The 15,829-nt window shown below is 39.7% G+C and carries 12 protein-coding genes; 2 read left to right on the top strand and 10 right to left on the bottom strand.

What is annotated here, in order from left to right; translation table 11 throughout:
- Positions 1-66: 66 nt before the first annotated feature.
- From FTV42_RS07470 to FTV42_RS07495, 6 genes are all read right to left on the bottom strand, one after another.
- The gene (locus FTV42_RS07470) at positions 67-1,437 is read right to left on the bottom strand and encodes a phosphomannomutase CpsG (protein ID WP_180038394.1); all 1,371 of its coding nucleotides are present in this window, start codon (positions 1,435-1,437) and stop codon (positions 67-69) included.
- Between the two features lie 181 nt (positions 1,438-1,618).
- On the bottom strand, positions 1,619-3,232 hold the full coding sequence (locus FTV42_RS17775; RefSeq protein WP_180038353.1) for a Tn7-like element transposition protein TnsE: 1,614 nt from the start codon (positions 3,230-3,232) through the stop codon (positions 1,619-1,621).
- Positions 3,233-3,234: 2 nt separating this feature from the next.
- The gene (locus FTV42_RS07480) at positions 3,235-4,770 is read right to left on the bottom strand and encodes a TnsD family Tn7-like transposition protein (RefSeq protein WP_180038356.1); all 1,536 of its coding nucleotides are present in this window, start codon (positions 4,768-4,770) and stop codon (positions 3,235-3,237) included.
- A 27-nt stretch (positions 4,771-4,797) separates the two neighbouring features.
- Complete coding sequence (locus FTV42_RS07485; protein ID WP_180038358.1) at positions 4,798-6,480, bottom strand: AAA family ATPase; 1,683 nt, start codon at positions 6,478-6,480, stop codon at positions 4,798-4,800.
- On the bottom strand, positions 6,477-8,597 hold the full coding sequence (locus tag FTV42_RS07490; RefSeq protein ID WP_180038360.1) for a Mu transposase C-terminal domain-containing protein: 2,121 nt from the start codon (positions 8,595-8,597) through the stop codon (positions 6,477-6,479). The genes FTV42_RS07485 and FTV42_RS07490 overlap by 4 nt, the downstream gene beginning before the upstream one ends.
- Positions 8,584-9,387, bottom strand: coding sequence for a heteromeric transposase endonuclease subunit TnsA (locus FTV42_RS07495; RefSeq protein WP_060513852.1), 804 nt, complete (start codon positions 9,385-9,387; stop codon positions 8,584-8,586). Before FTV42_RS07495 ends, FTV42_RS07490 begins: the two co-directional genes overlap by 14 nt.
- A 428-nt stretch (positions 9,388-9,815) precedes the next feature.
- On the opposite strand from FTV42_RS07495, the gene FTV42_RS07500 reads away from it, so the two are divergent.
- Together FTV42_RS07500 and FTV42_RS07505 are read left to right on the top strand one after the other, a co-directional pair.
- Positions 9,816-10,082 (top strand): DUF1778 domain-containing protein, encoded by a 267-nt coding sequence (locus FTV42_RS07500; protein WP_180038363.1) that lies wholly within the window; start codon positions 9,816-9,818, stop codon positions 10,080-10,082.
- Entirely contained in the window at positions 10,072-10,560 is a 489-nt protein-coding gene (locus FTV42_RS07505; RefSeq protein ID WP_180038365.1) for a GNAT family N-acetyltransferase, read from the top strand. The genes FTV42_RS07500 and FTV42_RS07505 overlap by 11 nt, the downstream gene beginning before the upstream one ends.
- Positions 10,561-11,164: 604 nt before the next feature.
- Here the strand turns inward: FTV42_RS07505 and glmS are convergent.
- Genes glmS through thiL form a run of 4 tightly spaced genes read right to left on the bottom strand, consistent with a single transcriptional unit; the run spans position 11,165 to position 15,816 of the window.
- Positions 11,165-13,003: a glutamine--fructose-6-phosphate transaminase (isomerizing) gene (glmS, locus tag FTV42_RS07510; protein ID WP_180038366.1), complete on the bottom strand. Its 1,839-nt coding sequence runs from the start codon at positions 13,001-13,003 to the stop codon at positions 11,165-11,167.
- Between the two features lie 11 nt (positions 13,004-13,014).
- Positions 13,015-14,379 carry a bifunctional UDP-N-acetylglucosamine diphosphorylase/glucosamine-1-phosphate N-acetyltransferase GlmU gene (gene glmU / locus FTV42_RS07515; protein WP_180038367.1) on the bottom strand — a complete coding sequence of 455 codons (1,365 nt, stop codon included), beginning with the start codon at positions 14,377-14,379 and terminating at the stop codon, positions 13,015-13,017.
- Between the two features lie 20 nt (positions 14,380-14,399).
- Positions 14,400-14,921 carry a phosphatidylglycerophosphatase A gene (locus tag FTV42_RS07520; protein ID WP_180038368.1) on the bottom strand — a complete coding sequence of 174 codons (522 nt, stop codon included), beginning with the start codon at positions 14,919-14,921 and terminating at the stop codon, positions 14,400-14,402.
- Positions 14,899-15,816: a thiamine-phosphate kinase gene (thiL, locus tag FTV42_RS07525; RefSeq protein WP_180038369.1), complete on the bottom strand. Its 918-nt coding sequence runs from the start codon at positions 15,814-15,816 to the stop codon at positions 14,899-14,901. Before thiL ends, FTV42_RS07520 begins: the two co-directional genes overlap by 23 nt.
- Positions 15,817-15,829: the final 13 nt, after the last annotated feature.

The raw sequence follows: 15,829 nt of genomic DNA on the forward strand, positions 1-15,829 counted from the left end.
GATATAAATAAAAATGGGAGCTTTTGATGAACAGCTCCCATTTTTATTGTACTGTATGCGTGAAGATTAACTCTGAATCAGCTGAGTCAATTCATCGACATAGTCCTGCATTGGTCGTGGATTATGATCACGACGGCTTTCAATATTCAGACGCAATAAAGGTTCAGTATTGGATGCACGCACATTAAAACGCCAGGTGCCAAAGTCCAGACTGACACCATCGGTCTGATCAATTGCAGGATTTTGATCGGCATAGTGATCAAAGAGTTTTTGAATCGTGGTTTGGGTATCGGCGACTTTAAAGTTGATCTCACCACTACACGGGAACTTGGCAATCATCTCTTCCACTAGCGAAGATAGAGATTGCTGTGTTTCAGACAGTACTGCAATCGCTAGTAACCATGGAATCATGCCACTATCACAGTAGGCAAAGTCACGGAAATAGTGATGGGCACTCATTTCTCCGCCATAAGCCGCATTATGTTCACGCATCACATCTTTAATAAAGGCATGCCCTGATTTCGACTGCACCGTAATCCCTTGGTATTGTTCCACGATATCCAGGGTATTCCAGACCAGACGCGGGTCATGCACAATTTTCTCACCCGATTGTTTTAGCAAGAAGGCTTGAGCCAAAAGACCAACAATATAATAGCCTTCAATAAACTGGCCTTTTTCATCGAACAGGAAGCATCGGTCAAAGTCACCATCCCAGGCAATGCCCATGTCGGCAGCATGCTCAATCACAGCATCGCGAGTACTAGCACGGTTTTCAACCAGAATCGGGTTGGGAATCCCATTCGGGAAGTTGCCATCGGCTTCATGATGAATTTTGATAAATTCAACCGGAATATTGAGTTCTTTAAATTTTTGTTCAATCGCATCGACCACATGGCCTGCTGCACCATTCCCGGCATTCATGACCAGTTTCATCGGACGGATTTTTACCGGATCAATATAGCTCATCAGGTGATTTACAAATTCAGGCAGAATATTGTATTTTTCAGTATTGCCTTTATTGCTGACGTCAATAAATTCATCTGATTCTGCTAAAGCCTGAATCTCTTTAAGACCAGTATCGGCACTGATTGGACGGGCATTTTCACGTACCAGTTTCATGCCATTATAGTCCATCGGATTATGGCTGGCCGTGATTTCAATACCACCTTGCACATCCAGATGGAAGGCGCCAAAATAGACTTCTTCCGTGCCGGTCATGCCCAGATCCAGAACATTGACACCCGCATCATTTAAACCGTGAATGGTGGCCTGTTTTAAACCTTCACTGCTGAGCCGGATGTCACAGCCAATGACCACCGTTTTAGGTTGATAAATCTGTCCATAAGCACGGCCAATTTTATAGGCAATCTCTTCATTGAGCTCGGTGCCGAGTTTGCCGCGAATGTCATAGGCTTTGAAGCAAGTCAGTTTGGTCATGTAAGTCATTAAAAACCCTGAAAATAAGAAAAATATATAATATATGCTAGTAGTATAGAGCCAAAATTATTTAATACAGCTTCCTTCATTCATAATTTTGTGAGCTAGCATTCCAGAATATTCAGCCAGTAATTGTAAGATCTCACGATCAGCACTTTTGTTAGAGAATAACTTTAGAGATTTATGGTGAGTCATATATAGATTTCCATTTTTCTAGAATACGCTGCGCCCAGTCTGCATGATAAGTATTTGATACAATGTAATCTTTTTTCGAAATATGGTTAATCATTATATATGACTGGATATTACAAACTTTGTTAATAAAGTCCTTTGGCCAACTTAAAGACTGTGACAAAATTGCAATTTTGAAAGATTCTAAGGTTTTGTTCAGGAAGATTTTATTTGCATTAACATCGTATGGTATCAGTAATGTGGAAATATTCTTTTTTCCATCAGAGGTATCAATTTCACATAAATAAAAAAGCTCATTATCTTCTCTGTCGAGTATTAGATTTACATAAAATCGGCGATTTTGACCATTAGTCAATTTATGCCCTCTGAATCGGCCATATTTTATGAAAGACTTATTATGAATTTGTTTGACTTTATAGCCTTTGCCTTCTATTTTTTTCAGCATTTTGCTAAGGTCTTGATAAGTTGAACTTGTAAAATTATTTTCTGCCTCTATGCTAAATCCTGGAAGGGTGCCTTCGTCTTCTCCTTCTCCACCAGCAAATGGTTGGTCCTCATGAAGAGCTTCCCTACTTGTATTTCGTCTTGTTATATTAATTTCTGAGCATGAAGTATTTAGTGAGATTTGTAGGTCTTCTATGGTATAAATTTCCCCCACAATATTTTTGAGTTGTGTAATTTCCTGATCAATATCAGCGTTAGCTTCATCATCAAATTTAGATTTATCCTGACTTGTCTGTTTTTTAGTATGCTGGTTTTTATCTAGTATGTCTTTAGCCTGTCCAAAACTTTTTTGGGATAAAAAATGAAATTTAACAGGTTTATGTATTCCTGTTTCTAAATTTCCGAATGAATTGATACGTTCGATCCGAAATATTTTGCTGTCTGAATAAATACATCCATCAACATCAAGTTCAATGTTTTTGAGGATAGGGGCATCCATATCAAAATCATAGGCTTTAGATTGAGCTTGGTTTTTAATGGTTTTTTCATAAATACTTAAAAAAGATTGATTTAATTCAGGGTGTAATAAAATTAATGCCAGTTTTTTTAGAAAAACAGGGTCCTTCAGATCCTTGGCTGTTATTTTTCTGTTTGGTGCAACAAAAATATGAAAGGCTTCGGTATCGTCACGATCAACCAAGACATCTGTTGTATATCTTTCAGAAAATAATGCAGCGCGTAGTAAATATGGATGAGAGAAAAAAAGATCTCGTGCGAGTACCAGTTTAGGTAATTGGATGGTCCACCCCTCCAAAGCATCTCCTGGGTTGTGATATTGGAAACTGAAGCAGGGACGATTGCGATATGTCGGATGGGTATTTACAGTTGAATTTTCTGCATTGGTCTCGTTCAAAAATCCCAAATTGATTTGAGTGAGCTTATGGTTGACTAAACGTACAGGGAAAACACTGCTCAGTGGTGTTTTGTAGTGGTATAAAAGGATACTTTCAATTGGTCTTTTTGAATGAAAAAAACGCTTTTCTTCGGAATTGCGCATTGTAGTTTTAATATTGAAACGAGTTTTACCACGATGAGTTATCTGTGTTGCACTGTAGTATTGTGTTGCTTCAGGTAAACATACGAATGGAAGGTTAGCCACTTTTATTTCCCCATAATATTCTTAAAGAATCGACGTGTTTCTGGTGTCAATCGCTGCTCACTTAATCCAGATTCACGTAAAAAAACACTTGGTGGATAGTCTTTATTTTCAGTTTGTTGACGAATATAGGTTCGAGTCAGACGACGTATTTGGTAACAATCCACAGACTCAGCATAACGATCTAAAAAGACTGAAGTCAATGGGAAAAAATTCCAGTTTTTTTCAATCATACTCACTGAGCCCAGTTGTCTAATAAAAAACTTTTTTGTCCATTGTGGGGAGTCTAGATCTTCTAATAATTCATCCCGTATTTTGATGAGTTGTTTAACAAACTGTCGATCTCGAGCTCTCCAGTCAATACGTGGTTTAGGGATAGAAGGCGGGGGAGTTAAAGCTGATTTATTGATAACTAATAGCCAATCTTTATGATTGCGATATAAGCGAGCATACAGTGAGCTATTTTGTTGGCGAGCCTGTTTGACAGGCCTTTCTAGGATTAATTTTGTCCATTGTTTTTGGTCCTCAGATAATGTTCGATCTACTTTATTATTCATACATATTGTTACTGTTGTGGTGGCTTCCTCTAGATCCATGGATGCTAGGTGAATATATTGCTTATATGTTTCAATCGGATTTTTCTCTGGAACAAGAGCTTTTAATACGATGAGGTGCTCAAGATAAGAAAATGCTTTACGATGTTTTCTTAATATATTTTTCAGCCAGCAGTTTTCACTATTTAAATCTGCTAATTGATAATATGCAAGAAAACTTTCGCCCCAATATTCAATGACTAATTGACGGACTTTTTCGTAATTGATATTTTTACGGCCTGATAGTAATTCGCTATCTTTTAAAATCAGAAAATAAGCATCTGATATAGTCGAAAAATCTGGAATACTAATGGATGTTGAATGAGCAAGTAGCTCTTCGATTAGTTCCGCAAGCTCGATATGGTGACGTGAGTCCTGAGGATTAAATGCAAGTCGTGAAGAGTCTTTCAGCGCATTCAAATGAGCAAAATAGAATTTTCGGTCTATCCCATTGCAAGGGATAGAACTCATAAAGAGCGGTTGCTTATGCTTTGTACAATACTCGTATCCAGTAATCTGCCAGCTACGTTTCCAGTAAACTTCTCCATATTGCTCCATCTGTTCTTGCCAGCAATCTGGACAGAATCTGAAAAAACTCACCGATTTGATCCGGGATGCATTTTTCCCCAATTTCGTATGCAGTGATTGGTATTGCTCACTCCGTAATGCCTGCATAGTATGACGCATCACTGTATCAGTTTGAAATATTTGGTAAATTGGGAGTAGGGTATGCTGGCTGATCAAAGTAAGCGCATTATATTGATCTGGTAAATAACTGGCTAAGGTATCTATATGCGAAGGTAAATCGTAAGTTGGTGTTAAATTTCTGTTATTGAATAATTCTTCGGTGAGATATTTTGGACTCAGAATCCCATTGTGAACTGCATAACGTGCAATTACGCTGTAAATCAGCTCATCCTGATATGGTATTGGAAAATTCGAAATCATAATACCGTGCTCTCCATTCTTTGTTGCTTAATGCAAAATGGGACGGGTAGGATCAAACAAATAGTGCGATGATTTTAATAACTCATAAACATCTACATCCTGTTCTTGTGCTTGACTGAAAAAGTTTCGTAAGTCATTCGTTTCAGTACTCTTCCATTCCTCCACTTTCATGACTTTACGAGAGGTCCTTGGCTTCCTTGCCGGAGTCGTGGTTTGATGCTGTTTAAACTTATCTTCTGCTACAGGGCTGTCTAATACTTCCAGAATATGCTGGAGGAGTACCTGTAAGTTTTCGTTTGGATATTTTTTTAATGCAGAAATGACATGCGGTTCTATCGTAGCAGCGGGATGACCTAATGCTGTTAGCATACCTATTAAAGTAGAATAATGCGGTCCCAGATCTTTATGCTGTTTTTCTGTTTTTAATGCGGCTTTAAAACGGTGTTGTTGAACATACTCCTCAATTTGAACTTGAGGGATAGTGAGGTCGGAATATCGTGCAATACGTGCAGGATTGCCTGAACGCAGTGCATCTAGAATATCGTGGACTGGCTGCAATTGTTCTTCGTAGACCTTTTTAAATAATTCTGATGTGATTTTTTCCAGACCGATGGTGATTGCATGAATTTGTACCAGACAGAACAACTTAACCACTAGATCTGGAATACCTTGCGTGTAATGATACCAAGTGGCTCTTAACTCATCGGTCAGTTCAGCTGGTTGTTGAACCCATTGATACTGCCATAGCTTGTTTGTAAAAGCATGCCATTCAGAAATAATCATTTGATCGTGAGTACTAGGATCGGGAGTCGGGGCCTCATTACGCATAGGTTCCCAGATTAAAGAGCCTAATCCTGCACTGCGTCTAGCTGATCTCAAGTCTTCTTGCAAAATTTCATTGGCTTTAGGTGTCCCAATCATCACGATTGGAATTGACGCTACATTCACAAGCGTGACAAAGAAATTAAGAATAATCTCAGCCCCACCAGATTTTTTTGTATTTAAATGCTGGATTTCATCAATGATTAAAAGTCCAATTGAATAATTATTTGCGATGATTTTCATCTGCTGTAGCATGGCATTCACATTTAAGCGGCTTCTGGTGAAACGATGCTCGAAGTTAGTATCTCCTAATGCTAAATCTACCGCTCTAAAAAAGTTTGAGCATAAGTTTTTTAAAGAGCTGTCATGCGGGCAATCAATTTTAAGATAAACAATTTGTTTTAACCCCAGTTGTTTATGCTCAATCACTTGCGGATAATAACGCAAAATCTTGTTCATTGTGGTCGTTTTTCCACTTCCAGAACATCCTATAATAGACATACTAGTGGCTGTCGATTCTGGAGGAGCGTAGCGGTAAGAGCTTTCGTTTGAAAGTTCTAGTTGTTGAAAAGCCGCGTGCAAATGCCTGTGTCGATCACCATTATTGATGTTTCTACTCACGTAACCTTGCCGGATCATAATAGAAATTTTTTGTTCAAGGGATAGATGTTTGGTGAGTGGTTGGAAAAAATCATGAGGCAGTTGAGCGATTAGATGAATTCTTTCGGGTTGAGGCAAAAAACGCTGCTCTGGAATAAATTTTAGTTTCCCTCGTAGGTGTTTAATAACCGACTTCGTGTCAAGAATGGGCGGTAATTGAGTAATGAGAGGATTATCCCCATAGATGCCTTCTATTGATGTATTAATCGTGAGTTCATTATTATTCATTCTTCATCGTCCTCTTCAAATAATTGTCTCATTAAATCTGGTTGACTTGTCAAATCCAGATTGCTGCTGTGAGATGGGGGTGTTGGAGGATTGTCTTGGTTGGGATGGATAGTCCGGATAGAATTGGCGGACCTATTTTGGAGATGTTCCTCACGTTCCACCTGAATTGCTTCTTGTTTGTTCTGACGAATATCCCGAGTACGTTGTGCTTTAGAAAGTTGGTGAACTCCTGCTTGAGCCTGCCGGCTCTGTGCTGTGTGGATGATTTTGTCAGTAAAATCCTGCAATTCACTGATGGCTACGGACTTTAGTTGTGAATGCTGTTTTTCAACAGTTTTGATTGCTTTTTGAATTTGTTCAGCTTCCCACCAGGTCAGATGCTGATATTGACGTGAGGCATCACTTAAGTGCGCTTCCCAGTATTCCAACTTATTTTCATCAAAGAAAACATAAATGGTATTTACTGAGTATGGGTCAAAACCAATCCGCAACTTTTTCGGGCGGGATTTGGTCGTGTTACGAATAAACCAGCCTTGTTGATGCATTTCCAGACATTGATAGAGTAAGCCTTTGACTTTAAGTCCCTTGTCACTTAAGGAGGCGTCGGTCCTAGGTAACAAGCCAACATATAGTGATTTGTTATCCACTTGTCTTAACATCCCAGTACGGTGCTGTAGACCCCACTGCCAGAGCTTAAGGGGGATAGACGGCAGGTCAGTCGGCATATCGGCACTACGATCATATTTCGTCAAAATATCAAAATTATTGCGTAAAAAGACGCAGCTTAAGATGATTTTTCTGAACTCTTCCAGAGTTAGACAAGCTTCTAGTCGATAATCATGTCCGCCTTTCTTTTTTTCCTTGAATCCAGAAACAACACCAATATTCTCGTAGGATTTAAAGCGTGACTGAATGATTCCAAAAGCCCTCTCCACAATACCTTTGGCATCGCTTCGATACGGTGGCGCATTTTCAATACGAACAGAAAAGTTTTTTTCAAGAAGTTCAATTTGATAGCCAATTAGTTCACCGCGGTCTGCAAGTATGGCACCAGGTAAACCATAAATAGGCCAGTCTTCTGGTTGTATTTGCAAGCCATAACTCTGACAGAATGTCACTTTATCTTGGATTGCAACGCTGAGGCATTGTATGGCTGTATTAAAGGAACTGTTTTCCATGCCGACATAAAGCCCAGTAATCATCCGGCTGAATACATCGATAACAATATATACGGTAGGTCGGCCAATAATCTGTGATGGATCCCGTGATGATACAAGGTAGATGTCAGCGATTGTTGAATCTATCTCATAACGTGCACCAGGACCATTTGCGTGCTTGGTCGCTGTTGAAGTCAGAGGTTTGTGATCTTTCAGAGTTTTCTGATTCTTCAGAATTTCCTTGGAATTGTTCTTATTTCTATATCGCTTATTATAAAAATAATAGAATTGGGCATAGGTTGGAATATCTGCGGCTTGCACTTGATGAAAGTGCTTAGAAAATAAATTTTTAAACCGAAGATAAGTTTCGTTAATGGATTGTTTTTTGACAGGAACTAAATACTCTTCGATGGCTTGCTTAAAATATAATTCAACCTGTTCAGTGACATTCTTACCTTCATTCGATTCATAAATGCGTGGTCTGCCAATTTTTTTATCACCTATAGCTCTTTTTTGGCCTTTTCCACCTGAGTTTTCATAGTCCGGTACCAAAGCATTTATAGTTTGACCACGTTGCCAGTAGCGTCTTAGGAGTCGTAGGATTTTATTAATTGATACTTCTTTTTCTAGATGTATAGTTTTAATTTTTGCAGTCCTGATTTTTGCATTGATAAGAACTTGTTCATCATTAATTAAATCTTGAATAATAAAAAAGTTTTCATCTCTTTTTTTGAGTTGAATAGAATCCTCACTCAAGTTTAATCGTTTTAAGTGTTCATAAGGATCTTGTGCTGGTATTAGGCTTTGATCATCTGAGAGAGTTTGAAGTTCCTTAGACAAAATGAGTTCAGGAAAAGCATTTTTATTATCAATCGCAATCCATACCGTATACTGCGGTAAGAATTTGAGTATTCGGTATTGTGTTGAATTCAAGATGTAAACTGAATTAATTAGTTGCATGGACTGTATTCTCATTCTGGAGCAAATTACTTGCATGAATATCAGAGAGTTTAAGCTCCAAGTACGAAATTTCTAGATTAAATTGAAGTATTCGCAGTGCGAATAATTTTCTAAACAATGCGAGCGTCGCTCCGATACCCATTTTTTGAGTTTGGTCAGAATGCTTACAAAATTGGATTAATGAGCTTTGAGGGTACTGGCTAATTTCTTCCATAAAATAAACTGCTTGATCAATCATGTGATTTGTTATTTCAAGGTCATTTTTTTCTACATACAGCCATTTAATGTTCTCTAGTACCGTAGCAGGAATGTCTTTTTCAGTAATCAGTTTGAACGGCGTATTGTGCTCTTCTTCCCAGTAACGACGTTTAATTTCTAATGACTCAATAACATGAGCTTTATTCAGATCCTTGCTGTAAAGAGTGTCAAGGGCTATAGAAAACTTACCAAAATCAACTAAAAAATCTGAAGATAGGGTAAAAGGTATATAGTCAACCGATACTTTTTTCATTCGGAAACGAGAACAGATGGAGTTAAGATCATAGATATCCAAAGGATAATGTTCGCGAATATCTGTAACGTTCTGATTCCAGTCAAGCAGTAAAAAGGTAGATAGCTCTAGATCAGAAAATAAGTGATGAAGACGTTTACTGACACGGCCTTGTACTCTGTGAGAGCGACCAATTGAACTGAAGTTTTGAACAGTTTTACAAGGTTTATAGTCGCGTCCATGGCCCTGGCCATACCCTTCTGTTACTAGTTCTTCATAGTTTTTTATAATTTTTGCCATACAGAAGACCTGTGGATTTTGGTGGATAATTAATCATATCTGAAGGGGGGTAATTTTGTATTTGGCAAAAACATACAAACTTAAATATATTTATATACAAACAAAATTTTATAATTTTTATTTAATTATTTATTTAATTCAGTGACTTAATAATTAATCCAGTATTTTAATGCTCAATTGATGAGTTTAAAAAACGTTGATGATAGGCAAAAGTATTCAAATTACATCTTAGTAAACATCGTTGCATATTCTTATGTAAACCAACTGCATATTCAGACTCAAACCCGACCATTCATTCTGGTTCATAGTAAAATGCTTATTTTCTATTCCAAATATTTTAGAACAAAATATGTAAATTTGGATCTTAAAGTACTACCTTAATCTGCTATAATTTGTACATCATTATGATGTACAAATTAGTGGAAAATATGGCTAACTTAGCAACAGAACGAATCAGTGTTCGTTCAACCGTAGATGCAAAGAATGTAATTGAGCAAGCTGCGAATTTATTGGGTCTTAGTGTGAGTTCCTTTATGATCCAATCCTCATTTGAACGAGCAAAAGAATTACTTAAATCTAATCACGAGTTAAAAGTAAATAATGCTGATCGTGATATGTTAATGAATTTGCTTGAAAATCCGCGCCCTGCAAATGATGAGATGAAAAATTTAATGAGTTTATTGGATGAAAATTGAGGTTTTACAAGCCCATCATCAGAAAAAATCATTTAATTGTGGGCAAGATGATTTAAATAAGTTCATAAAACAATACGCATCCCAACATCAGAAATCAGGAACAAGTAAAACCTATGTTGCTATTGATGATGATGCACAGGTGAGGGGGTTTTATTGTCTATCAAGTACCTCTATAGGATTTGATGGGGTTGATGCTGTTCTCACTAAACGATTACCTCGTTATCCCTTACCTTGTGTGGTTGTGGGGCGCTTTGCCGTTGATCAAGCAGCACAGGGGCAAGGAGTTGGAAATGTACTTTTAGCACATGCTCTTAAACAAATTTCAAAAGTTGCTCAAATTATTGGTGTTAATTTTGTTGTAATACATGCTAAGGATCAAAAAGCTATGGAGTTTTATCAGCGGTTTGGCTTTATCTCGTTAACATCAAATCCATTAACATTAATATATCCAGTGAATGAAATACCTCATTTTAAATAAGGTGGGCTGCTAGCTAGTAACAGGAATAGCTAATAGTATTCAGAGTTTGCACATAGTTCCTTATCCCTTATTTTGCTTTATGACCAAATATTGCGTCTAATTATGGTAATTTAATTAAGTTTGTTTTATTTTTTATTATAAGTTGTTGATATATATTATTCATTGTTTTTAAATTTTAGAATTAAGTTTGTATTAAAATTTGGTATCCTGAATTTTAGGTGAAATTAAGTTTGTATTAAGTATTGGATTCTTCCACTTTAAAATACGAATTCTTGCTCAGAAAGACGAAGCATACTTTAAATAAAAATGAAATGTTTTCAAGGTGAGGTCAAAAAGGGATGCTTTTTGAATCTAGGTTGAGATTTTTATATATCTATGTCTTTGAATATATTAGTAATAATTTTATATTTCTAGTGTGATTCTAATTTGAATTTAATTATATTAAGAACCCTGTAGACTTGGTGAAGAATCACTGGGTCTACAGGGTAGGGCTTTGTTCGTTTACTTCATTAATATCCAAACTTAAATAATTAAATCTAAACTTAATTATTTGGTACAAACTTAATTATATGAACACAGTTCCCCAGCCTTGATTCAATTTTAATTATTCTACGGTGACCGATTTTGCCAGGTTACGTGGCTGATCTACATCCGTACCACGTAATACAGCCACATGATAAGACAATAACTGCACCGGGATGCTATACACAATCGGTGCCAGCACTGCATTGACTGCCGGAATATGTACCACATGCTGGCGTTCTTTGGCTTTAATGCCGCTGTTTTCATCAGCAAACACAAATAGCTCGCCACCACGCGCCTGAACTTCTTCCATATTGGATTTGAGCTTATCCAGCATGTCATCCTGTGGTGCCAGAATCACTACCGGCATGTCATTGTCAACCAGTGCCAATGGCCCGTGTTTTAGTTCGCCTGCAGCATAACCTTCCGCATGAATATAGGAGATTTCTTTCAGCTTGAGTGCACCTTCCAGAGCGATCGGGAAATGCGTACCACGGCCCAGGAATAGGCAATGCTGCTTTTCAACAAACAGTTCTGAAAGACGTAAAATTTCATCATCATGACGTAATGTATCCAGCATGACTTTAGGCATATGCCAAAGTCCTGTGGTAATTTCCGTCATTTTTTCTGTAGAAATAGTATTTTTTACAGAACCGATTTTCAGTACCAACAGCATCAAGGCTGCAAGCTGGGTGGTAAAGGCTTTGGTGGAAGCCACGCCAATTTCAGGACCAGCTAAAGTCAGCAGGCTGTAATCTGTTTCACGTACCATCGAAGAGGTTGCCACGTTACAGATCGTCATCGTGCTAATGTCGAGGCCTTTGGCAGTTGCACGTTTCTGTGTATCACGTAAGGCAGCCAAGGTATCGGCAGTTTCACCGGACTGGGAAATACATACATATAGCGTGTTGTTCACAATCACCGGAGTGCGATAACGGAACTCGCTGGCAATCTCGACCTGGCAAGGCAGATCAATCAGCTGTTCAAACCAGTATTTGGCGATCATGCCGGCATGATAGCTGGTGCCACAGGCAATAATCTGAATTTGCTGGATTGTGGAGAAGTCTTGTTCTGCACTGGCAAGGAAGTCTTCGCGCAGCTCATTGCCATTTAAGGCTTGGGAAATGGTCTGTTTGATCGCTTCAGGCTGCTCATAAATTTCTTTGAGCATGTAGTGCTTGTATTCACCTTTAGAGGCATTGCTGACCGCAGCATCCAGTTCTTTGACCGGACGATCGATCAGTTGACCATCGACAAAGACTTCAATGGTGGTGCGGGTCAAACGGGCAATATCACCTTCTTCCAGGTAGATAAAACGGTTGGTAATCGGGAGCAGCGCTAGCTGGTCAGAACTGATAAAGTTCTCGCCAATGCCCACGCCAATCACCAGTGGCGAACCTTCACGCACGGTAATCAGCTCATCCGGGTGGTCAGTATGTACGATGCCCAGTGCATAGGCACCTTTCAGTTGCGGAACCACTTGGTGTACGGCTTCTAACAAACTTGGTGTAGATTTCAGCGCATCATTGATCAGATGGGCAACCACTTCAGTATCAGTCTGTGAGGTAAACACATAGCCCAAAGCTTCAAGATCATCTTTGAGTTCCTGATAGTTTTCGATAATTCCGTTATGGACTACTGCCACATTTTCAGAAATATGCGGATGGGCATTTTCTTCAGTCGGTTTGCCATGGGTCGCCCAGCGTGTATGCGCAATGCCAAGTGAACCACTAATCTGTGATTCATTCACAGCCTGTTCAAGGTTCGCAACCTTACCGACACGGCGTTCACGTAGGACTTGGCTGTTGTTAATGAGTGCCAAACCTGCTGAATCATAACCACGGTATTCCAGGCGTTTTAAACCTTCAATCAAAATATTGGTAATGCTACGTTCTGCAATGCCACCAACGATACCACACATATTTATTCCCCTTATTTCTTGATTTTTTGCGGACGTGGATAGTTTTCTTTGGCAAATTGCTTAGAGCGCTCTACTGCCAAACTGTTGTCTTCCACATCACGGGTAATCGTTGAGCCTGCACCGACTGTGGCGCCATTGCCAATTTTTACAGGTGCCACCAATGAACTGTTCGAGCCAATAAAGGCCTGATCACCAATAATCGTTTTAAACTTGTTCGCACCATCATAATTACAGGTAATGGTTCCTGCACCGATATTAGAACCGGCACCGATTTCAGCATCACCCAGGTAGGTAAAGTGGTTGGCTTTAGAGCCTAAACCAATCGTGGTATTTTTAACTTCAACAAAGTTACCGATATGCACTTCATTGGCCAGTTGTGCACCCGGACGGAGTCGTGCAAAAGGTCCAATTTGAGTATCTTCACCAACGATGGCGCTATCTAAAATGCTATATGGCTGAACCTTGGTGCCAGCTGCAATCTTGGTATTTTTGATAATACAGCCAGCGCCAATTTCAACGTTGTCGCCCAGCTCGCAATCACCTTCGATAATCACGTTGATATCAATGCGGACATCCTGACCGACAGTCAAATTGCCACGCAAGTCAAAGCGGCTTGGATCAATCAGATGTACGCCTTGCTGCATCAGCTGTTTGGCTTGATAAGCCTGGAACTGACGCTCTAAAGCAGCCAACTGCACACGGTCATTTACCCCTTCAACTTCAAAAGCCTGCTCAGGTTCTACAGATGCAACTTGCATACCATCTGCCAAAGCCATCGCGACAATATCAGTCAGGTAATATTCACCCTGCGCATTGTCATTGCTTAAATTTGGCAGCCATTCATGTAATTTAGCATTGCTGACGGCATAAATACCGGTATTGATTTCCTTGATCTGACGCTGTTCTTCAGAGGCATCTTTATGTTCAACAATCGCTTGAATCTGATCATTTTCACGCACGATACGTCCATAGCCATTGGCATCAGGCAGAGTTAATGTCACTAGGCCGATACTAGTTGTTGCTGTCGCATCGAGTAATTTTTGCAAGGTCACAGGATTAATGCAGGGTACATCGCCGGAAAGAATCAGCGATACGCCGTCGTGAGGCAGGACAGGCAAGGTCATCTGCACCGCATGGCCGGTACCCAGCTGTTCAGCCTGTTCGACCCATTTAATCTCTTGTTGTGCAAATGCTGTTTGAACCCGGTCACCACCATGACCATAAATGGTAATAATATTATCTGCGTTTAATTTTTTTGCCGTTTCAATGACATGACCCAGTAAAGAACGTCCTGCAAGGGGTTGTAATACTTTCGGTAAGCTTGAACGCATGCGCGTGCCTTTACCTGCAGCAAGAATAATAACAGTCGTTGACATGTTCTAATCCTAAATATGGCTTATGCCACGGTGAAGTAAAAATAAAGCAAAATACAAATAGCTGCCCAAAGGCCGGCAATAATGTCATCCAGCATGATGCCGAAGCCACCGTCCACTTGACGGTCAACCACCCGGATCGGCCAAGGTTTCCAGATATCAAATAATCTGAATAGCGCAAAACCGATGAATAACCATAACCAGTTCATCTGACCTAAGTAGATCAAGGGCAAAAATGTGATGGATTGTCCTGCAAATTCATCCCAGACGATGCGGCCATCATCATGAACACCCATGACCTTGGCAGTATGTCCGCAGATATATATGCCAATCAGGCACATGATAGCAATGGCAAAAACACTGTTTAGAAAACCAAGATGCAGCCAAATAGGAATAAATAAAAGTGCAAAGGCCGACCCAAATGTACCGGGTGCTTTAGGTGCCAGACCGGAACCAAAACCAACCCCACTAAAGACAATCAGTCGGTCGATCCATGACATGGCTTTAAAATTAATCACAGGTTTATGCAAAATGTTGATACCCATTAAATTGAAGTGAATGATCTACGCCATCTTTTTCAAAAGTTAAGCCGTGTTTCTGCTGAATTGTGCCGATCATACTAATCGAAACATCAAGTTGTTTTTGCAATAATTTTTCGTAATTTTGCGGGCTTATTGTAAAGCATAACTCGTAATCGTCGCCACCAGCGAGGGCATATTGCCATTTTTGTGTATCGTCTAATGTCTGCAGGGTAGGACTGATCGGTAAGTTTTCGAGTTGCAGCTTTGCACCGACTTGAGAAGCTTTGAGAATATGTCCAAGATCTTGTGCCAAACCATCCGAGATATCAATCATGCTATGCGCCAGACCTTTTAGGGCGGCACCGAGCTGACAACGTGGCGTTGGATAGTCCAGACGTTTTTGTAGTGGATGACCAAGATGCTGTAGTGCAAAAGCTGCATCACCGACAGTTCCACTGACACAGATCAAATCACCCGGTTTTGCACCTGAGCGTGTAATGGCTTGACCAATGTCCACCCAGCCTAATGCAGTAACAGACAGGGTTAAATGAGGGCTTTGGGTGGTATCACCACCAATTAAACTCACGCCAAATTGATCGCAGCAATCATATAGTCCCTGACTAAAAGCTTTTAGCCAGTCATGATCAATTTGGGGTAGGCTCAATGCGAGTAAAATACTGTGCGGGGTTGCGCCCATCGCAGCAATATCAGATAAATTGACAGCCACAGATTTCCAGCCAATCGCATGCGGATTGGTATTCATTGGAAAATGGCGTCCAGCAATCAGGGTGTCGGCACAGATGACCAGTTGTTGCTGTGAAGGGGGGGTGAGCAAGGCTGAATCGTCACCGACGCCTAAATCGACAGAATGGGCATTCTTGCGATTGAAATAGGTGTCGATAATCGAAAATTCAGCCATACAACAAATCTAC

The sequence above is a fragment of the Acinetobacter sp. YH16052 genome (genome assembly GCF_013417155.1).
Lineage (GTDB): Bacteria > Pseudomonadota > Gammaproteobacteria > Pseudomonadales > Moraxellaceae > Acinetobacter.